Below are 19125 nucleotides of genomic sequence, written 5' to 3'. Positions count from 1 at the left end.
TGCGCCCATGACGCACCGGACCTGGCGGCCCGCGCCACCGCGCCGCCGCTCCCGGCTCACCCGACGCGGCAGGATCGTCCTGCTCGCGGGCGCCCTGCTCACCGTCGCCACCGCCGTCACCGTGCCCCTGCTGCTGCTCGGCCAGGACGCCGACCGGCCCGCGCCCGAGAAACAGCGCACCCTGCTCATCCCGGAGGGCTGGCGCGGCGGCGAGGTGTACGCGGCCGTCGACCGCTCCCTCGGACTGCCCGCCGGCACCACCCGCAAGGCCGCCGGAGCCCCCGCCACCGGCCTGCCGCTGCCCGCCGCCGCCGCGGGCAACCCCGAGGGCTACCTCTTCCCCGCCACCTACCCGGTCACGAAGGCCAGCACCCCGCAGAGCCTGCTCCGCTACATGGTCGACACCGCGGGCAAGCGCTTCGGCGGCCGGACCATCGCCGAGGGCGCGCGCGGCCACGGCCTCAGCCTCCACCAGCTGGTCATCGTCGCCAGCATCGTCCAGGCCGAGGCCGACACCCCCGAGGACATGAGCCGGGTGGCCCGGGTCGTCTACAACCGGCTCGCCCAGGGCATGCCGCTGCAGATGGACTCCACCATCAACTACGCCCTGGGCCGCGACACCGTCGACACCACCCACCAGGACACCCGCATCGACAGCCCCTACAACACCTACGAGCGGCGCGGCCTGCCCCCGTCACCCATCGGCAACCCCGGCGACCAGGCGATGGGCGCGGCCGTCGCCCCCGCCAAGGGCGACTGGCTCTACTTCGTCACCGTCCGGCACGGCGACACCCGCTTCACCGCGGACTACACCGAGCACCAGGCGAACGTCGCCGACTTCAACGAACTGCGACGGGCTGCGGCCGGGCGCTCCTGAGCAGCCGCCGGATCTCCCCGGCGGCGGCCCGCCCGGCCCGGTTGGCGCCGATGGTCGAGGCCGAAGGCCCGTACCCGACGAGATGGACCCGGGGGTCCTGGACCGCCCTGGTGCCCTCGACCCGGATGCCACCGCCGGGCTCGCGCAGCCGCAGCGGCGCGAGGTGGTCGATCGCCGCGCGGAAACCGGTCGCCCACAGGATCACGTCGGCGTCGACGGTCCGCCCGTCGTCCCAGGCCACCCCGGTCGGGGTGATCCGGTCGAACATCGGCAGCCGGTCGAGCACCCCACTGGCACGCGCGGCGCGCACGGCGTCGTTCAGCGGCAGCCCGGTCACCGACACCACACTGCGCGGCGGCAGCCCCTGCCGTACCCGCTCCTCCACCAGCGCGACCGCGGCCCGCCCCTCGACCTCGCCGAACGGGCCCTCGCGGAACACCGGTTCGCGCCGGGTGACCCAGGTGGTCGCGGCGGCGACCTCGGCGATCTCCATCAGGTGCTGGGTCCCCGACGCCCCGCCGCCGACGACGATCACCCGCTGCCCGGCGAACGCCTCGGGCCCCGGATAGCGGGCGGTGTGCAGCTGCCGCCCCCGGAACGTCTCCTGCCCGGGATACCGAGGCCAGAAGGGCCGGTCCCAGGTCCCGGTGGCGTTGACCACCGCACGGGCGGCGTACACCCCCTCGGACGTCTCCACGAGCAGCCGCCCCGTCGGACCCTCCGGTCCCTCCCGCACCGCGGTGACCTCCACCGGCCGGTGCACCCGCAGTTCGAAGGTCTCCTCGTAGTCGGCGAAGTACTCCCCGATCACCTCCGCCGACGGCCGCCCCGGATCGGCCCCCACCAGTTCCTTCCCGGGCAGCGCGTGCATCCCGTGCACCTTCCCGTACGTGAGCGACGGCCACCGGAACTGCCACGCGCCACCCGGCCGCGGCGCGTGGTCGAGCACCACCACGTCCCGGTCCGGCAGGTACCCCAGCCGCCGCAGGTGATAGGCGGCGGAGAGCCCGGCCTGCCCGGCCCCGATGACCACCACGTCGATGTCCCGCGCCGCACGCGCCCCGAATTCGTTCACGATTCCACCAACCGCGCCGCCCGCCGGGATCTTCCCGGGCCCGCGCGGCCCGCGCGGCGCGGCCGGGCGGCCGGGTGGCGGGCGCGGCAGGATGGCCCCATGGCCTTCACCAGCACCGTGCTCAGCCTCACCACCGGCTCCACCGAGACCGTCACCGACCTCACCCGGCACTGCGAGGAGTTCCTGGCCCGCGCGGCCGAGGACCGCGACGGCCTGCTCAACCTGTTCGTGCCGCACGCCACCGCCGGACTCGCGGTCCTGGAGACCGGCGCGGGCAGCGACGACGACCTCCTCGCCGCCCTCCACCACCTGCTCCCCGCCGACGACCGCTGGCAGCACCGCCACGGCTCCCCGGGCCACGGCCGCGACCACGTCCTCCCGGCGATCGTCCCCCCGCACGCCACCCTGCCGGTCCTGGGCGGCCGCCTGGTGCTCGGGACCTGGCAGTCGGTCTGCCTGGTCGACACCAACAAGGACAACCCGCGGCGCGAGGTGCGGCTCAGCTTCCTCGGGTAGCCCGCCGGGCTTTCCTGGGTACTTCTGGAGGTGGACGAGGGCCCATCGGCCGCATACACCGTAAGCGCGTTCGGTTAGGGTGGCCTCAGTCGGGTGGGCGCGCAGACGACGGAACGGGCAGAGGCAGACCACAAGTGAGTGACACAGACCGGGCTGGTGCCCGCCGCGGGGCGAGGCGAGGGAAGGGCGCCGGACCGGCGTCCGGGGCGGGGCGACGTGGGTAAGGTCGCGCTCACCGCCCTCACGCTGTACGTCATCGTGCTGCTCCGCGCGGGCGGGACCTTCGCCGTCGGCTGGCTCGCCGGTGCGGGAGCCCGGCGCAGCAGGCTCGGCGGGCGGATCTCGTCGGAGAAGTTCCAGCGCGTCGAGCGGGCCATCCAGCGCTGGGGCGCCCCCGTGGTGGCCGTCTCGTTCCTGACCGTCGGCTTCCAGACCGCCGCCAACTTCCTCGCGGGCACCATGCGGATGCCGCTGACCCGCTACCTCCCCGCCCTCTTCATCGGCGGCGCCGCCTGGGCCCTGGTCTACGCGACCGTCGGCATCGGCGTCCTGAAGATGATCGGGGACCTGTTCGCCCAGCGGACGGCGTACGGCGTGACGGCGGTCGTCGTCCTCGTGCTCGCCGTCGCCGCCGTCGTGGTGTACCGCAGGCGCCGGGGCGCCGCCGCCGAGCCCGCCGAGAGCTGAGCGCGCAGGCACAGCACACGCACGAAGAGGACGGCCCACGACATCCGTCGTGGGCCGTCCTCTTCGCGTCTGCGTGTCGGGTCAGTTCGCCGGGTTGCGGCGGCCGCCGCCCCGGCGGCCCGCGCCGCCCGCGGAGCCCGCACCGGAACCGGCGCCCGCGCCGCGCGCCCGGCCCCCGCCGCTCGCCGCGCCGCCGCCGCCGGTGGCCGTCCGACGGCCGGAACCGCGGTTGCCGCCCGTCGCCGCGGAGCCCGCCGCGGTGCCGGCACCGGCCGCGCCGGAACCGCCCGGACGGCGACGGCGGGCCGAGCCCGCGCCCGTACCGGAGGACTGCTCCGCGCCCGTGCCCGTACCGCCGCCACCGCTCCTGCGGCGACGGTTCGGGCGCTTGCCCGGCTCCTTCGCCTGCGGCTGCGGCTGCGGGACGTCGATGACCACCGGCACGCCGGAGGGCTCGCGGGCGCCGGTCAGGCTGGTCAGCTCGGCGTCGGTCGACTTCACCCGGGCGGTACGGGGGCTGATGCCCGCGTCCGACATCAGCCGGGTGACCTCGCGCTTCTGCTCGGGCAGGACCAGGGTGACCACGCTGCCGGAGCTGCCGGCCCGGGCGGTGCGGCCGCCGCGGTGCAGGTAGTCCTTGTGGTCGGTCGGCGGGTCGACGTTCACGACCAGGTCGAGGTCGTCGACGTGTATGCCACGGGCCGCGACGTTCGTCGCGACCAGGGCCGTGACCTGGCCGTTCTTGAACTGCTCCAGGGTCCGATTGCGCTGCGGCTGGCTGCGCCCGCCGTGCAGCGCGGCGGCGCGGACGCCGACCGAGAGCAGTCGTTTGGCGAGCCGGTCGGCGGCCCGCTTGGTGTCGAGGAAGAGGATGACCCGGCCGTCGCGGGCCGCGATCCGGGTGGTGACCTCGCGCTTGTCGGTCACGTCCAGGACGTGCAGCACATGGTGCTCCATCGTGGTCACCGCACCCGCGGACGGGTCGACGGAGTGCACGACGGGGTCGCTGAGGAAGTCCCGCACCAGGCGGTCGACGTTGGCGTCCAGGGTGGCCGAGAACAGCATCCGCTGGCCGTCCGGACGCGCCTGCCGGATCAGCTTGGTGACCTGCGGCAGGAAGCCCATGTCGGTCATCTGGTCGGCCTCGTCGAGGACGGTGATGGCGACGTCGTCGAGTCGCACGTCACCGCGCTCCACCAGGTCGTTCAGCCGGCCGGGGGTCGCCACCAGGACCTCGGCGCCGCGCGCCATGGTGTTCGCCTGCTTGTTCAGGGAGAGACCGCCGACGACGGTCGCCATCCGCAGGTGCACGGCGGTGGCGTACGGGGCCAGCGCGTCGGTCACCTGCTGGGCGAGCTCCCGGGTGGGGACCAGGACGAGCGCGAGCGGCGCCTTGGCGGCGGCCCGCTTGCCCGCCGTACGGGCGAGCAGCGCCAGGCCGAAGGCGAGGGTCTTGCCGGAACCGGTGCGGCCGCGGCCGAGCAGGTCGCGCCCCGCGATCGAGTTCGGCAGCGTCGCGGCCTGGATGGGGAACGGGGTCGTGACACCTTGCGCCGTGAGGGTCTTGAGCAGTGCCGCGGGCAGGTCCATGCCCTCGAACTCCTCGATGGCGGGGAGTGCGGGCGTCCTGGTCTCGGGCAGCCGGAATTCCCGGGGCGACGACGCGGTGGGGGCGGACGACGAGGCGCGACGATTCGATTTCTGGGGCTTCTGGGGCCTGCGGGACATTCGGTGGACAGCCTTCCTCAAAACAGCGCAAACCGGGGTCCGCACCATGACGGTGCGAACCCCGGTGAGTGGATACGCGTCCCGGCGATCAGGCGGGGACGATGTTCTCCGCCTGCGGGCCCTTCTGGCCCTGCGTGACGTCGAAGGAGACCCGCTGGCCCTCCTGGAGCTCACGGAAGCCCTGGGTGGCGATGTTCGAGTAGTGGGCGAAGACGTCCGGGCCGCCGCCGTCCTGCTCGATGAAGCCGAAGCCCTTTTCCGAGTTGAACCACTTCACGGTTCCCTGCGCCATTGCAAACTCCTTTTGTAGGCAGAGGCCCCATCCGGAGATGCCGGAAAACAAAAGTGCGCCTGATGAGCAATCCGTCAGGCGCACATAGGTTCATGGGTACCACAACTGCAACTTGATCAGCGTAGCACACTGAGGCGGTCGGCGCTCGCTGAAGGTCACGGACGGTCGCGGAAGGTCAGCGCCGGGCGGTCGGTCGGCGGTCGGTGGGCGTCAGCGCTTCGCGGGCGGCGGCGCCTGGGCGTCCTGGAGGAGGAGGGCCGGGGCGCCGGTGCCGTCGGCGGGCACCGTCCAGACGTCCTCCGAGTGGGGCCGGGTGTCCGCGGGCAGCGCGTACGCCAGGGTGCGGTCGTCCAGCCAGACGGCCTGATCGTCGACGCTACGGCGTTCCGTGAGCGGGGTGGACTTCAGCGTGCGCAGGTCCATCACGTGCTCGCGCCAGAGCGCGGTCCTGCCCAGGACCCGCTTCTTGTACGCGACGCGGGTCCCGTCCGGGGACAGCGAAGGGCACTCGACGTTCCGGGCGAGCGTGGTCACGCTGCGGGCCCTGACCGAGCCGCGCACCAGGTACGTCTGCTCGCCGGTGGCCAGGGTGGCGTAGAAGGTGTCGTCGTCCGGCGCGAAGGTCACGCCCCAGAAATTGACGTCCTGGTTCCGGTACGACCGGCCGTCCAGGGTGATCGCGAACTCCTCCAGGTTCGCGGCCAGCTTCCAGTCCCGGGTGTCGAGGATCGCCGTGCGGGTGGAGAAGAAGGCGGAGCCGTACGACTCGCCCTTCACGAACACCGTCCAGGCGGCCAGCCGGCCGCTGGGGGAGACCCGGGCCCGGCTCGGGATCCCGGCGAGCGGATAGCTCTTCAGGGTCCGCAGCTCCGCGTCGAGGATCTGCGCGCGGTACGCCGGGCGGCCGAGGACCTTCGTCTCCTGGAGGCACACCCCGGTCCCGGCGGCCGCGTGGAAGCGGACGCAGCTCACGTCGGACGCGGTCCGGACGGCGCCCGTCGCGCCCTTCGCCGGGACCGACACCAGCCGGTCGCGCTGCGGTCCCGCCGCGGTGTTGCGGAACACCAGCCGCCCCGGCCGGTCGAGGTCCACCGCCCCGGCGGCGAACGCGGGACCGCCCGGCCGCGGCCGGTTCTCCTCGTCGGCCCGGTCGGCGGCGGACAGCACCGACCAGGCGCCGACGCCGCCGAGCAGCAGCACGCCGACGGCGAGGATCAGCAGACGGCGCACCGGGGTCAGGGTGGTGAACGGGCTCAACGCGGGTCTCCGAGGGGCGTGGGGCGCAGGGCGACACCCGCCGCGAGGGCGCAGCAGGCGAGACCGGCGGCGGCCGCGGCGAGCGCGGGGCCGTCGCCCCACGCGGCCCACGCGGCGCCGAAGGCCAGCGAACAGCAGAACCGGGCGAGCGCCTGGCCGGTGCCCACCAGGGCGATGCCGCTGGCCCGCAGCCGCTCCGGCACCACCGCGCCGACGGCCGCGGGCAGCACCCCGTCGGTGGCGGCGTAGAAGGTGCCGTGCAGGAGCAGTACGAGGTACGGCAGCGCGGGGGTGGCCGGGGCCCACAGGAGCAGGGCGTAGCCGAGGAGCAGACAGGCGTGCCCGGCGAGGAACACGGTGCGGCGCCCGATCCGGTCGGCGAGGCGGCCGAGCGGCAGCGCGAGCAGCAGGAAGACGGTGGCGGTGCCGAGCGGGAGCAGCGGGAACAGCTGCTCGTCGACGCCGGTGCGCCGCTGCACCAGCAGGTACAGGAACGCGTCGCTGACCGTGGTGAGGCCGAGCAGCACAGCGCAGACGAAGAGCAGCCGGAGCCGCCGGGCGCGCAGCAGGCCGAAGGCCGCCCGCAGATCCGTCTTCGCGGGACCGGCCGCGGCCGCCGTCCCTTCCGCGCCCTGCGCGTCCGTCGCGCGCGGCGCCGGGACCGGGACCGGGGCCGGAGCCGCCTGGCGCCCGCCCGGTACGAACAGGAACAGGACGAGCACCCCGAGCGCGGCCACGCAGGCGCTGACCGCGAACACCGCGTCGTACCCCCCGGCCGCCACCCCGAGGATCAGGAAGGCGGCCATCGGGCCGAGCAGCGCCCCGGTGGTGTCCATCGCCCGGTGCACCCCGAACGCCCGCCCCTGCCGGTCCGGCGGCGCGGACAGCGAGATCAGCGCGTCGCGCGGGGCGGTGCGCAGGCCCTTGCCCACCCGGTCCAGGGCGAGCGCGGTGCCGAGCGCGCCCAGGTTGTGCACCAGGAGCAGCGGTTTGACCAGCGCGGCCAGGCCGTAGCCGACGCCCGCCACCAGCTTGTGGTTGCGCACCCGGTCGGCGAGATGGCCGCCGGTGAGCTGCACCAGGGCGCTGACCCCGTTCTGCACCCCGTCGAGCATCCCGAACCCCAGTGGACTCATGCCGAGGCCGAGGACCAGGTAGAGCGGCAGGACCGCGGTGACCATCTCGGTCGAGACGTCGGTGATGAGGCTGACCGTGCCGAGCGCGAGCACGGTGGGGGACACCGCCCGGACCGTGCCGCGGACGCGGTCGGCGGTCGTGGCGGTCGTCCCGTGCGGTGAGGAGCGGTCGGCGAGGTACACGTGAAGACCCCAACTGCTGCGGAAACGGGCGCAACTGGGTCGGACGCGCGGCACGCGTCGGACCCGGCGGATGCTTCGGAGCGGAAGATCGCGAGGTCACTGTAACCCCCGGACGACGTCGGAACGACGGGATCGGGACGGCTTCGCGTCCGCTTGCCACCAATTCCGCGAAAGGCGCCATCGTCACCGTGTTGTGCGCCTATCTTCCCGTTGTACGCTGCGAGTTGAGCACAACGTTCGCGCTGTGCCCAGGGGGTGTCAGTGGGGGGTTCCACCGGCGGGAGGCCGAGGCGACGTCGTCTCGAAGCCGACTGTCTTCATCGGCATGCTCAGGTGTGCCGTTCGTCATGTCCGAGGCCCTGCGACCGGGCCCGACCGCGCTCAAGTGCGCCCGTGGACAGGGGATCCACCGGGCGGACACGTCCGCGCGCCCACCCCCCCGCACGTCCGACGCCCCGCATCCGACAGCTGACACCTCGCACCACAACGGCCCGCCGACAACGGGCCGTTCAGCCAGCCCGATCCGGACCAGCCGACCTGGTCCGGGAACCGACCCGAGGGGGGTGGGTGTGTCCGATCGTCCTGCCAACACACCCGACATTCCACGCAGTTCACGGATGACGGCACTCGCCGCGGCGGACCGGCCGCTGCACGACCTCGCCGCCCGGCTGCTCGACGTGGCCGAGCGGGGACTCCCGCGGATGCTCCTGGCCGACGGGACCGGCTTCGTCTTCACCCGCGCCACCGCCGCCGACCGGCCATCCGCCGACGGCGGTTGGCCCCTTGAGCAGCGCGGATTCAGCGTCCGGTACGCGGCGATCACCGCACTCGGCGCCCGCTTCCTGCCCCTGGACCGGCAGCGCGCGGTGCTCGGCGGCCACACCGCCGAGGAGTTCACCGGGCTGCTCGTCGAGCGGCTGCCCGGGGTGCGCAACCTCGGCGACGCCGCCCTGATCGCCTGGGCCGCCGCCGAGACCCGCCACCCCAAGCTCTCCGACGCCCTCGACCGGGTCGCCGTGCTCGACCCGCCGGGCCGCCCCCAGTACACCGTCGAGGCCGCCTGGGTGCTGTCCGCGCTCGCCGCCGCCCGCCCCCAGCTCGACGTGGAGCAGCGGCTCGCCGCCGCCCGCGACCGGCTGCTCGCCGCCCGGATCGGCGGCGGACCGCTGTTCCCGCACGCCACCGGGCCCGGCCTGAACCCCTGGTACCGGGCGCACATCGGCTGCTTCGCCGACCAGACGTACCCGCTGCAGGCCCTGGCCCGTACCCACGCGAGCGGCGACGACCCGGCCGCGCTGGCCGCCGCCGACGCCTGCGCCACCCGGATCTGCGCCCTCCAGGGCGACGGCGGCCAGTGGTGGTGGCACTACGACGCCCGCCGCGGCACCCTCGTCGAGGGCTACCCGGTCTACAGCGTGCACCAGCACGCGATGGCCCCCACCGCGCTGCTCGACCTCGCCGAGGCGGGCGGCACCGACTTCGGCGAGCCGGTCAGGCGCGGCCTGCGCTGGATGACCGAGGTGCCCGAGCTCGCCGCCGCGGGCGCGGCCGAGCCGATGATCCTCGACGAGCTCGGGGTGACCTGGCGCAAGGTGTACCGCGGCGACCCGAAGAAGGCCGTGCGCGCCGCCCGTGGCATCGGCACCCGGCTGGTGCCGGGGCTCCGGCTCGGCCCGCTGGACGCCGTGTTCCGGCCGACCGCCGTGGACCGGGAGTGCCGGCCGTACGAGTTCGGCTGGATGCTGCACGCCTGGCTCGGCACCCTCACCGGGACCGCCACCGGGGCGGACGCCGACGCGGGCGCGAACGAGAGCGCCGACGAGGGGGAGGGCGCGGAGAGATGACGACACGTCAGAATCTGTTCGGGGTGACCCTCGACGCCCTCACCATGGACCAGACGGTCGACCGCTGCCTGGCCGCCGTCCGGCAGGGCGAACGCCTGGAGATAGGCGTCGTCAACGCCGCCAAGCTGGTCAACATGCGCCGCGACCCCGCCCTCGCGCGGGCCGTCTCCGGCTGCGACCTGGTGCTCGCCGACGGCCAGGCCGTGGTCTGGGCCGGGAAGCTGCTGCGCCGCCCGCTGCCCGAACGGGTCGCCGGGATCGACCTGTTCATGCGGCTGCTCGCCGCCTCCGAACAGGCCGGCCACTCCGTCTACTTCCTCGGCGCCAAGCAGCCGGTCCTGGACGAGATGCTCCGCCGCGTCGCCGTCCGCTTCCCCGGCCTGCGCGTCGCGGGCGCCCGCAACGGCTACTTCGCAGACGACGAGCAGCCCGCCATCGCCGACGCCATCGCCGCCAGCGGCGCCGACCTGCTCTTCCTCGGCATGACCTCGCCGAAGAAGGAGATCTTCACCGCGGGCTACGGGGAACGCTCGAAGGTCGCCCTCGTGCACGGCGTCGGCGGCTCCTTCGACATCCTCGCCGGGATCACCCGGCGCGCCCCCGAGCGCTGGCAGCGGCTCGGCCTGGAATGGCTCTACCGCGCCCTCCAGGAACCGCGCAGGCTCGGCCGCCGCTACCTCACCACCAATGTCTCCTTCGCCCTGATGACGGGCCGGGAGCTGCTGCGCCGTACCCCGCCGATGGCCACCGCCGGCGGCCACCCGTCCACCGCGAGCAGGGAGTCTTGATGCGCGTCGTCGTCGTTGGACAGGGCTACGTCGGGCTGCCGCTCGCCGTCCGGGCCGCCGAGACCGGCCACGAGGTCATCGGGTACGACGTGGACGCCGAGCGGGTCAAGAGCCTCGCCGCCGGGGAGTCGTACGTCGAGGACGTCACCGGCGAACGCATCCGCGCCGTCACCGAGTCCGGGCACTACCGGGCCAGTGACGCGGTGCGCGACCTCGGCGGCTTCGACATCGCCGTGGTCACCGTGCCCACCCCGCTGCACGAGGGCACCCCCGACCTGCGCTACATCGAGGAGTCGGCCCGCACCCTGGCCCGCTATCTGCGGCCGGGCGCCACCGTCGTCCTGGAGTCCACCACCTACCCCGGCACCACCCAGGAACTCTTCGGCCCGCTCCTGGAGGAAGGCTCGGGCCTCACCGCCGGAGCCGACTTCCACCTCGGCTACAGCCCCGAGCGGATCGACCCGGGCAACCCGGTGTGGGGCTTCAAGGAGACCCCCAAGGTGGTCTCCGGGGTCGACGAGGCGTCGCTGCGGGCCGTGCGGACCTTCTACGACGGGCTCGTCGACACCACCGTGCCGGTCGGCTCGCCCAAGGAGGCCGAGCTCGCGAAACTCCTGGAGAACACCTTCCGGCACGTCAACATCGCCCTGGTGAACGAGATAGCGATGTTCGCCCGGCACCTCGACATCGACGTGTGGCAGGCCATCGACGCCGCCTCCAGCAAGCCCTTCGGCTTCATGCGCTTCACCCCCGGACCCGGCGTCGGCGGCCACTGCCTGCCCATCGACCCGTCCTACCTGTCCTGGCGGGTGCAGCGCGAACTCGGCCAGAGCTTCCGCTTCGTGGAGCTCGCCAACGACATCAACAACCACATGCCCGACTACGTCACCCGCCGCCTGGTCAGCGCCTTCAACACCCGCAAGCGGGCCGTCAACGGCTCCCGGATCCTGCTGCTCGGCCTCGCCTACAAGAAGAACACCGGCGACGCCCGCGAATCGCCCGCGCTGCGCATCTCCCAGCTGCTGCTCGACATGGGCGCCGAGGTCCGCGCCGCCGACCCGCACGTGGTCGAGGGCCACCAGGTCGACACCCGGCTCGTCCGGGTCGAACTGACCGAGGCCGAACTCGCCGCCGCCGACGCGGTGGTGCTCATCACCGACCACGACGCCTTCGACTACGCGCTGGTCGAGGCCCACGCCGACTACGTCCTGGACTGCCGCCGCAAGCTCGACGGTCCCCGGATCGAGGTGCTCTAACCCGATGGCCGCCACCACCCCCATGCGCATCCTGTGCGTCGCGGGCGCCCGCCCCAACTACATGAAGATCAAACCCGTGTTGGACGCCCTGGAGGCCCAGGGCGCCGACACCGTCCTGGTGCACACCGGCCAGCACTACGACCCGGCCATGAACGACGTCTTCTTCCACGACCTCGGACTGCGCCCGCCGGACCACTTCCTCGGCGTCGGCTCCGGCAGCCACGCCGTGCAGACCGGCAAGGTGATGGCCGCCTTCGAACCGCTCGTCGGCGAACTCGCCCCGGACGTCGTGGTGGTGGTCGGCGACGTCAACTCCACCCTGGCCTGCGCCCTGGTCACCGCCAAGGCGGGACCGCTGCTCGCGCACGTCGAGGCGGGCCTGCGCAGCCACGACTGGACCATGCCGGAGGAGGTCAACCGGCTCGCCACCGACCGGGTCAGCGACTACCTCCTCGCCCCCTCCGACGACGCCGCCGACAACCTGCGCGCCGAGGGCTACCACGCCGACCAGATCCACGTGGTCGGCAACGTCATGATCGACACGCTGTTCGCCAACCTGGACCGCGCCAAGGACTCCGGCACCCTCGCCGGACTCGGCCTCACCCCCGGCGGCTACGGCCTGGTCACCCTGCACCGCCCCGCCAACGTCGACGACCCCGAGATCCTCGCCGGACTCCTCAAGGCGCTCGGCGAGGTCGCCGGACACTGCCCGCTGGTGCTCCCCGTGCACCCGAGGGCCGCCGCCCGGATCGACGCCCTCGGCGTCCCCGGCGGCATCCGGCTGATCCCGCCCGCCGGATACCTGGACTTCATCGCGCTCCAGGCCGGGGCCAGGATCGTGCTCACCGACTCCGGCGGCGTCCAGGAGGAGACCACCGCCCTCGGGGTGCCGTGCGTCACCCTCCGGGACAACACCGAACGCCCGATCACCGTCGAACAGGGCACCAACGTCCTGGCCGGCCGTGACCCCGAGCGGATCGTCCGCACCGCCCTCCGGCTCCTGGAGCACCCGCCGCCGCCGCGCCGCCCCGCACTCTGGGACGGGCACGCGGGGGAGCGGATCGCCCGGGTGCTCCTGGACGGCGGCACGGCGGCCACCCGCCCGAGGCCCACCGACCACCGTTGACCCACCGGCACCGGCTGCCGTCAACTGCCGTTCACCACCGCACGTGGTGATCGCGAAGGGCTCACGTCCTGGCGCGATCCCACCTATTCTCATCTGCGGTACGGCAGTTGAGCAGCCGCGTCGCCAGGGGGCGCGCAAGGGGGAATGCCATGGACCTCGCAGAGATCTTCCGGGTCATGTGCCGGCGGTGGTACGTCCTGCTGCCGGGGCTGCTGCTCACCGCAGGACTTGTCGTCGGCGCGTGGCTGCTCGTGCCCGTGTCGTACGAGTCGCAGAGCACCGTCGCGATGCTGAACTCCCGCAAGGGCGCGGCGGCGGACGGAAATCCCTTCCTCAGCATGGAGCCCTCGCTCACCGGCATGGCCGACAGCCTCGCCCGCAACATCAACTCGGACGCCGCCAAGGCCGAGTTGAAGACCCGGGGCCTCGACGAGACCTACGAGGCGAAGATCGCCGACAACGCCCAGGGACCGCTGCTCTGGCTCACCGTGAAGGGTGAGGACAGCGCCGAGGTCCTGAAGGGGAACAAGACGCTGATGGCGTTCACCGCCGAACGGCTCAAGGACCTCCAGGCCGACCAGTCGGTGGCGCCCGAGGCGATGATCCGGATCACCACCATCGTCCCGCCGCAGGACCCGCAGGCCCAGCTCAAGTCCAAGATCCAGTACCTGGTGATGGCGGCGGGCCTCGGCCTGGTGCTCAGCCTCGTCGCCACCTTCTTCGCCGAGGCCCGCCGCCGCGCCGCGGACCGGGCCGGGGCGGCGGCGGAAGCCGCCCGTACCGCGGTCACGGAACCGGAGACCGGACCAGGGCCCGGAGCGGAGACCGGACCCGGGCCCGGCGCCGTACGGGCCGGCGGCCGCCACCGCCAGGACCGGGACGGGGCCGGGAGCGACCGCGCCGGGCAGGAGCCCGCGGCGGACGACGAGGCCGCCCGCCCGCAGCCCGAGCACGCCGACCACGCCGTCCCGGGACAGCCCGTCGACCAGCCCACCGTCCAACTCCCCGTGCTGCCCGTCGCCGAGCGCCGCCCCTCCAAGCGCCCGCCGTCCTGGGCCAAATGACGGAGCCGTCCACCCATGGCGAACGAAGCCCCCCAGACCACCACCGGTACGGCCGGTCCCACCGGTCCCACCGGTAGCCCCGGCACCAGCGGCACCCCCGCACCGGACCTCGGCAGCAAGGTCCGCTCCGCCACCCGCTGGAGCCTCGTCAACACCATGGTGATGCGGCTCGGCAACTTCGCCACCGGCATCGTCCTGGTCCGCTACGTCCTCGACCCCGCCGCCTGGGGCGTCTACGGCGTCGCCCAGACCGTCCTCATGGTCCTGCTCTCCGCCAACGAACTCGGCGTCACCCTCGCCGTGGTCCGCTGGGAGGGCGACGTCCGCCGCTTCGCGCCCACCGTGCTCACCCTCGGCGCGCTCTCCAGCGGACTCCTGTACGCGACGCTGTTCGCCGCCGCACCGGCCGTCGCCGGACTCCTCGGCGCGCCCGAGGCCACCGCCGTGCTCCGGGTGATGTGCCTCTGCCTGATCCTCGACGGCCTCGCCCAGGTCCCGGCCGGGGTGCTCACCCGCGAGTTCCGGCAGGGCCGCCGGATGATCGTCGACGCCCTCAACTTCGTCGTCAGCACCGGCGTCACCCTCGCCCTCGCCCTCCAGGGCTGGGGCGCCATGAGCTTCGCCTGCGGCGCCGTCGCGGGCAACGTGGTCGCGCTCGCGGGCTGCGCCCTCGCCGCCCCCGGGATGCTGCGCTTCGGCTGGAACGCCGAACAGGCCAGGGCGCTCCTCCGGTTCGGGGTGCCGCTGGCCGGCGCCAGCCTGCTGTCGCTCGCCGTGGTCAACGCCGACGCGATGATCGTCGGCGCGGTCCTCGGCCATGTCGCCCTCGGCTACTACATGCTCGCCTTCAACATGGCGGGCTGGCCGGTCCGGGTGATCTCCGAGACCGCCCGCCGGGTCTCCTTCGCCGGGTTCTCCCGGCTCGCCGACACCCCGAAGGCCCTCTCCGACGGCTTCGCCCGCGCGCTTGGCGCCCTGATGACCGCCACCGTCCCCGCCTGCGTCCTGCTCGGCGCGCTCGCCGGACCCCTGGTGGAACTCGTGTACGGGGCCCGCTGGCGGCCCGCCGCCGAGGCGCTGCCCTGGCTGATGGCCCTCGGCCTGGCCAGGATCGCCGCCGAGCTCACGTACGACTGCCTGGTCGCGATCGGACGACGGCGCTCGCTGCTGCTCATCCAGGCGCTGTGGCTGGTCACCCTGGTGCCGGTGCTCGTGCTCGCCGCCCGCGCCGGGGGCATCGAGACCGTCGCCGCCGGACACGTCCTCGTCGCGGGCGCGGTCGTGCTGCCCGTCTTCCTGGTCGCGCTGCGCCGCGGCGGCATCGCCGTGCGCGCACTGCTGCGGGTCTGCGTCCGGCCGGTGCTCGGCGGGCTCGTCATGGGCGTCGTCCTGGTGCTGCTGCGCCAGCGCCTCGGCGAGGGCGTCGGCGCGCTGTCCGCCACGAGTGTCATCGGCCTCGTGGCGTACGCCGTGTGCGCGCTGCCCGCCCGCACACTGGTGCGCGGCGCGCTCGCCCGGCGCCGCCGGACCCCGGAGCCGGCCGTCCCCTCCTTACCGGCACAGAAGCGGCCGGCCGAGCCGGCCCGTGAGCGATGAGGTGAGTCCCCTGGCCCGACACGGCCGCCGTCGTAGAACCCTCCGCGTGGCGCTGCTCGCCGCCGTCCTGCTGTTCGCCCTGTTCACCTTCACCGGGCTCGGACAGAAGGCGCTCTGCCTCGGCGGCGGAGCACTCTGCGACTCCCGGGCCATCACGGCGCCCGGACCCGATCTGACGTCCCCGCCGCCCTCGGCGGCCATCGCGCCCGGCACCCCTGCGGCCACCACCCCGGGCACCCCCACGCCCGGCGCGAGCACCACCGGCACCCCCAGCGCCCGCCCCGGCACCGCCACCGGCAAGCCGCCCGCGAAGCCCGCCCGGCCCGGCACCGGCGACGCCAAGCCGCCCGCCCCCAGGAACTGCGCGAGCCCACGCGCCTGCGGCTACCCCGACGCGAGCACCACCGGGCCCCGGGTCGCCACCCTCACCCCGCAGTCCACCGGCAACGCCTCCATCCGCACCGACGGCACCGTCATCCGCGGCTGGGACATCAAGGGCTCGCTCGACATCTACGCCAACAACGTCACCGTGATCGACAGCCGGGTCACCTCCACCAACTGGTGGGGCATCAACCTGCGCCCCGGCTACCACGGCCTGCGGATCCTCCACACCACCATCACCACCCTGCCGGGCAAGGGCCCCAACAACGGCGGCGCCGACTACGCCGTCTCCAACATGGGCACCAGCTCGATCGAGATCGGGTACTGCGACATCTCGGTCTTCGGCGACGCCCTGTCCATGGGCCAGGGCTACATCCACGACAACTACGTCCACGACATCACGCCGTTCCGCAACCTGGACGGCGAGTGGCAGCACACCAACGCCGTCATCAGCAACGGCGGCGGCAAGGGCAAGCTGATCATCCGGCACAACACCCTGCTCAACCCGACCCCGGTCGAGCAGGGCGCCTCCGCCTCCATCGGCCTGTTCGCCGACAGCGCCCCGGTCACCGGGACGATCGTCGACGACAACTGGCTGGCGGGCGGCTCGTACGCGCTCTACGCGGGCGCCAAGAACTCCTCGGGCATCGAGGTCACCGACAACGTCTTCTCGACCGAGTACTTCACCTTCAGCGGCCACTACGGGGCGGTCGCCCACTGGGACCCCAAGGGGAAGGGCAACATCTGGCGCGGGAACCGGATGACCGACGGCACCCCGGTGGTCCCGGCGCCCGAGGGATAGCCCGCCGCCGTGGGCGCGAACCACGCCGAACGGGAAAGTGCGAGACGGCGTTCCGGGCATCCGCCAGCTAAATCCCCTCATCAGCCACTAAGTTGGAGCCCACAACTCCTCTCGTACCCCTGGTGGTTGATGCGATGTCCGGCCTCCGTGCCCTCCGCAACCGTTTCGTCGACGCGCCCGACTCACTCGGCGAACGCTTCCGCGCGGCCCGTTGGGAGCGCTTCCGGTCCTGCTTCCCGCGCATCGAGGAGATGCGGGTGGTGGACCTCGGCGGCACCGCCGAGAACTGGCTGCGCTCCCCGCACCGCCCCCGGCACCTGCACCTGGTGAACCTGGAGGCGCACCCCGCCGAACTGCCCGACTGGATCACCGCCGAGGTCGCCGACGTCACCGACCCCGGCATCCCGGACTCCCTCGGCACCTTCGACCTGGTGGTCTCCAACTCGACCATCGAGCACGTCGGCGGCCCGAGCCAGCGGCGCCGCTTCGTCACCGCCATCGAGAAGCTGGCGCCCCGCCACTGGGTGCAGACCCCGTACCGCTACTTCCCGGTCGAACCGCACTTCGTCGCCCCCGGGTTCCAGTTCCTGCCGCTCGCCGCGCAGGTCAAGCTGATCCGGCACTGGCCGCTCACCCACAGCCGCCCGGGCACCCCCGAGGAGGCGATGGACGCGGTGGTCAACATCGAGCTGCTCACCCGGGCCGAGATGAGCTACCTCTTCCCGCGCTCCGTCATCCTCAGCGAGCGGGTGGCCGGACTCACCAAGTCCCTCACCGCCGTCCGCACCCAGGCGTAGGGCCGCCGCCGGATGCGCCGGGTGCTGCGGGCCCCCTGGGAGCTGCTGAAGCGCCGCTTCGGCTGGCTCGTCCTGTACGAGCTGCGCAACAAGGTCCTGCTCGCGCCGAGCGCCCGGCGGCTCGGCCGGATCGAGGACGCCGAGACGGCCCGCCTCGCCCGGCGGCTCGGGCGCGCCCCGGCCGCCCGGGTCGCGACCGTCATCGCCACCCACAAACGGCCCGAGGCGCTGCTGCGGGCCGTCGGGTCCGCGCTCGGCCAGACCGTCCGGGACCAGGTGGTCATCGTCGTCGACGACGGCGCGGGCCTGCCCGAACTCCCGGCCGACCCCCGGCTGTTCGCGGTCTCCCTGAGCCGCAACACCGGGGTCGCCGGGGTGGTCCGCAACGTCGGCATCCGGCTCAGCTCCTCGCCGTACGTCGCCTTCCTCGACGACGACAACCTCTGGGAGCCCGACCACCTCGCCGAGGCGCTCGCCGCCCTGGAGGCGCCCGGCGGCCCCGACGCCGTCTACACGGCGCTGCGCCGGGTCCGGCCCGACGGCACCGACATGGACGTCCTCTCGGTCTCCTTCGACCGCCGCCGCGCCGCCCACCAGGCATTCCTGGACACCAACGCCTTCGTCGCCCGCCGCACCCCCGCGCTGCGCTTCAGCCGCCTCCACCGCACCCCGAAGGTCCTCCCGCGCGAGGACTGGGAACTCATCCGCCGCTACGCCCGCCGCCACCGCGTCGCCCACCTGCCCCGGCCGACGGTCCGGTACCTGGTGAACCCGGGGAGCTTCTACACCGCCTGGCGGGACTGACCGCCCTCCCCGCGCGGCACCTCCGAGCGGCCGAGCAGGGCCGAGACCGCCGCGCGGGCCGGCGGGCGGCCCAGGGCCGCCCGGGACAGTTCGCGGAGCAGCACCGCGCCCCGGAAGGCCGCCGTCGCCGCCAGGCCGTGGCGGCGGCGGTAGAGGCGGACCCGGTTGACGCAGAGCAGCGACCACAGCCCGGGGGAGACCCGGGAGTCGCCGCCCAGGTGGACGGCCTGCGCGGCCGGTTCGAGGCGGGTGCGCAGGCCCAGGTCGCGGGCGCGCAGGCAGTACTCGGTCTCCTCCGAGTAGAGGAAGAAGGACTCGTCCCAGGGCCCGCACGCCGTCACGCACCGCGCGGACAGCGCCATCAGGGCGCCGGTCGCCCAGTCGGCGACCGTCCGGCCGGTGTAGGCCGCGGGGGCCGTGACCAGCTCGCTGAGGCCGGGGAAGCGGCCCGCGCGGCGGTTGCCGATGACGGCCTCGCCGAGCGCCCGGCCCACGCCGGACTCCCGGCGCAGCGAGTGCACCAGGGCGCCGTCCTCCTCGTACAGGAGCGGGACGGTGATGCCGACCCGGCCGCCCTCCGGCAGTGGGGTGTCGAGCGCCTCGACCAGGGTCGCGGCGCAGCCGTCGGCCATCCGGATGTCCGGGTTGCAGATCAGCACCGCCCGGAAGCCCTCCGGCCAGGAACCGGCGGCCCGCAGGGCGGCGTTGACGCCGAAGGCGTAGCCGCCGTTGCGGCCGGTCTCCACCACGGTGGCGTCCGGGGCCAGTTCACGCACCACGGCCACCGTGTCGTCGGCGGACGCGTTGTCCGCGACCACGAGGCGCCAGTCCAGGCCCTTCATCCCGGCGGGCAGCGACTCCAGGAAGCCGGGCAGCACGGCCGCGCTGTTCCAGGTCACCACGACCACCGCCACCG

At 73.8% G+C, this 19125-nt stretch carries 18 protein-coding genes; 12 read left to right on the top strand and 6 right to left on the bottom strand.

The features are described from left to right. The first annotated feature begins 7 nt into the window (after window positions 1-7). The gene (mltG, locus tag ACIPXM_RS28550) at window positions 8-877 is read left to right on the top strand and encodes an endolytic transglycosylase MltG (RefSeq protein WP_401661132.1); all 870 of its coding nucleotides are present in this window, start codon (window positions 8-10) and stop codon (window positions 875-877) included. Here the strand turns inward: mltG and ACIPXM_RS28545 are convergent. Beyond that, window positions 840-1952, bottom strand: coding sequence for an FAD-dependent oxidoreductase (locus tag ACIPXM_RS28545; RefSeq protein WP_401661129.1), 1113 nt, complete (start codon window positions 1950-1952; stop codon window positions 840-842). The genes mltG and ACIPXM_RS28545 overlap by 38 nt on opposite strands. A gap of 99 nt (window positions 1953-2051) precedes the next feature. Here ACIPXM_RS28545 and ACIPXM_RS28540 point away from each other — a divergent pair, with 99 nt between their 5' ends. Together ACIPXM_RS28540 and ACIPXM_RS28535 are read left to right on the top strand one after the other, a co-directional pair. Continuing rightward, entirely contained in the window at window positions 2052-2468 is a 417-nt protein-coding gene (locus ACIPXM_RS28540; RefSeq protein ID WP_401661126.1) for a YjbQ family protein, read from the top strand. 216 nt (window positions 2469-2684) lie between these two features. Next, window positions 2685-3155 (top strand): DedA family protein, encoded by a 471-nt coding sequence (locus tag ACIPXM_RS28535; protein ID WP_401661123.1) that lies wholly within the window; start codon window positions 2685-2687, stop codon window positions 3153-3155. An 81-nt stretch (window positions 3156-3236) separates the two neighbouring features. Here the strand turns inward: ACIPXM_RS28535 and ACIPXM_RS28530 are convergent, their stop codons facing one another. From ACIPXM_RS28530 to ACIPXM_RS28515, 4 genes are all read right to left on the bottom strand, one after another. Then, entirely contained in the window at window positions 3237-4883 is a 1647-nt protein-coding gene (locus ACIPXM_RS28530; RefSeq protein ID WP_401661120.1) for a DEAD/DEAH box helicase, read from the bottom strand. A gap of 88 nt (window positions 4884-4971) precedes the next feature. Continuing rightward, complete coding sequence (locus tag ACIPXM_RS28525) at window positions 4972-5175, bottom strand: cold-shock protein (protein ID WP_007502648.1); 204 nt, start codon at window positions 5173-5175, stop codon at window positions 4972-4974. Between the two features lie 210 nt (window positions 5176-5385). After that, complete coding sequence (locus ACIPXM_RS28520) at window positions 5386-6414, bottom strand: TolB family protein (RefSeq protein ID WP_401661441.1); 1029 nt, start codon at window positions 6412-6414, stop codon at window positions 5386-5388. 14 nt (window positions 6415-6428) lie between these two features. Further along, window positions 6429-7751, bottom strand: coding sequence for an MFS transporter (locus tag ACIPXM_RS28515; RefSeq protein ID WP_401661117.1), 1323 nt, complete (start codon window positions 7749-7751; stop codon window positions 6429-6431). A 617-nt stretch (window positions 7752-8368) separates the two neighbouring features. Here ACIPXM_RS28515 and ACIPXM_RS28510 point away from each other — a divergent pair. From ACIPXM_RS28510 to ACIPXM_RS28470, 9 genes are all read left to right on the top strand, one after another. Next, window positions 8369-9595: a hypothetical protein gene (locus ACIPXM_RS28510; RefSeq protein ID WP_401661115.1), complete on the top strand. Its 1227-nt coding sequence runs from the start codon at window positions 8369-8371 to the stop codon at window positions 9593-9595. Further along, a complete protein-coding gene (locus ACIPXM_RS28505; protein ID WP_401661112.1) occupies window positions 9592-10383 on the top strand; it encodes a WecB/TagA/CpsF family glycosyltransferase in 792 nt (263 codons plus the stop codon). Before ACIPXM_RS28510 ends, ACIPXM_RS28505 begins: the two co-directional genes overlap by 4 nt. Beyond that, window positions 10383-11639 (top strand): nucleotide sugar dehydrogenase, encoded by a 1257-nt coding sequence (locus ACIPXM_RS28500; protein WP_401661109.1) that lies wholly within the window; start codon window positions 10383-10385, stop codon window positions 11637-11639. The genes ACIPXM_RS28505 and ACIPXM_RS28500 overlap by 1 nt, the downstream gene beginning before the upstream one ends. Window positions 11640-11643: 4 nt before the next feature. Then, window positions 11644-12765 carry a non-hydrolyzing UDP-N-acetylglucosamine 2-epimerase gene (gene wecB / locus ACIPXM_RS28495; protein ID WP_401661107.1) on the top strand — a complete coding sequence of 374 codons (1122 nt, stop codon included), beginning with the start codon at window positions 11644-11646 and terminating at the stop codon, window positions 12763-12765. Window positions 12766-12914: 149 nt separating this feature from the next. Beyond that, window positions 12915-13829, top strand: a complete 915-nt coding sequence (locus ACIPXM_RS28490; protein ID WP_401661104.1) for a chain length determinant protein — start codon at window positions 12915-12917, stop codon at window positions 13827-13829. 15 nt (window positions 13830-13844) lie between these two features. Further along, on the top strand, window positions 13845-15425 hold the full coding sequence (locus ACIPXM_RS28485; RefSeq protein WP_401661101.1) for a lipopolysaccharide biosynthesis protein: 1581 nt from the start codon (window positions 13845-13847) through the stop codon (window positions 15423-15425). A 46-nt stretch (window positions 15426-15471) separates the two neighbouring features. Further along, window positions 15472-16608 (top strand): hypothetical protein, encoded by a 1137-nt coding sequence (locus ACIPXM_RS28480; protein WP_401661098.1) that lies wholly within the window; start codon window positions 15472-15474, stop codon window positions 16606-16608. Window positions 16609-16742: 134 nt separating this feature from the next. Next, window positions 16743-17405: a class I SAM-dependent methyltransferase gene (locus tag ACIPXM_RS28475; RefSeq protein WP_401661095.1), complete on the top strand. Its 663-nt coding sequence runs from the start codon at window positions 16743-16745 to the stop codon at window positions 17403-17405. A gap of 12 nt (window positions 17406-17417) precedes the next feature. Beyond that, window positions 17418-18209: a glycosyltransferase family 2 protein gene (locus ACIPXM_RS28470; RefSeq protein WP_401661093.1), complete on the top strand. Its 792-nt coding sequence runs from the start codon at window positions 17418-17420 to the stop codon at window positions 18207-18209. Here ACIPXM_RS28470 and ACIPXM_RS28465 read toward each other — a convergent pair. Next, on the bottom strand, window positions 18188-19123 hold the full coding sequence (locus ACIPXM_RS28465) for a glycosyltransferase family 2 protein (RefSeq protein ID WP_401661438.1): 936 nt from the start codon (window positions 19121-19123) through the stop codon (window positions 18188-18190). The two genes, ACIPXM_RS28470 and ACIPXM_RS28465, sit on opposite strands and share 22 nt — an antisense overlap. Between the last annotated feature and the right edge of the window lie 2 nt (window positions 19124-19125).

It is taken from the genome of Streptomyces sp. NPDC090025, from assembly GCF_044748125.1.
GTDB lineage: Bacteria > Actinomycetota > Actinomycetes > Streptomycetales > Streptomycetaceae > Streptomyces.
The sequence above is the reverse complement of the archived record's forward strand: the minus strand, read 5'-3'. Positions and strand labels throughout refer to the sequence as shown.

Excerpts from the sequence above, each read along its gene's own strand:
- mltG (WP_401661132.1), top strand. The coding sequence starts at position 8 with ATGACGCACCGGACCTGGCGGCCCGCGCCACCGCGCCGCCGCTCCCGG.
- ACIPXM_RS28540 (WP_401661126.1), top strand. The coding sequence starts at position 2,052 with ATGGCCTTCACCAGCACCGTGCTCAGCCTCACCACCGGCTCCACCGAG.
- ACIPXM_RS28530 (WP_401661120.1), bottom strand. The coding sequence starts at position 4,883 with ATGTCCCGCAGGCCCCAGAAGCCCCAGAAATCGAATCGTCGCGCCTCG.
- ACIPXM_RS28525 (WP_007502648.1), bottom strand. The coding sequence starts at position 5,175 with ATGGCGCAGGGAACCGTGAAGTGGTTCAACTCGGAAAAGGGCTTCGGC.
- ACIPXM_RS28510 (WP_401661115.1), top strand. The coding sequence starts at position 8,369 with ATGACGGCACTCGCCGCGGCGGACCGGCCGCTGCACGACCTCGCCGCC.
- ACIPXM_RS28505 (WP_401661112.1), top strand. The coding sequence starts at position 9,592 with ATGACGACACGTCAGAATCTGTTCGGGGTGACCCTCGACGCCCTCACC.
- ACIPXM_RS28500 (WP_401661109.1), top strand. The coding sequence starts at position 10,383 with ATGCGCGTCGTCGTCGTTGGACAGGGCTACGTCGGGCTGCCGCTCGCC.
- wecB (WP_401661107.1), top strand. The coding sequence starts at position 11,644 with ATGGCCGCCACCACCCCCATGCGCATCCTGTGCGTCGCGGGCGCCCGC.
- ACIPXM_RS28490 (WP_401661104.1), top strand. The coding sequence starts at position 12,915 with ATGGACCTCGCAGAGATCTTCCGGGTCATGTGCCGGCGGTGGTACGTC.
- ACIPXM_RS28485 (WP_401661101.1), top strand. The coding sequence starts at position 13,845 with ATGGCGAACGAAGCCCCCCAGACCACCACCGGTACGGCCGGTCCCACC.
- ACIPXM_RS28475 (WP_401661095.1), top strand. The coding sequence starts at position 16,743 with ATGTCCGGCCTCCGTGCCCTCCGCAACCGTTTCGTCGACGCGCCCGAC.
- ACIPXM_RS28470 (WP_401661093.1), top strand. The coding sequence starts at position 17,418 with ATGCGCCGGGTGCTGCGGGCCCCCTGGGAGCTGCTGAAGCGCCGCTTC.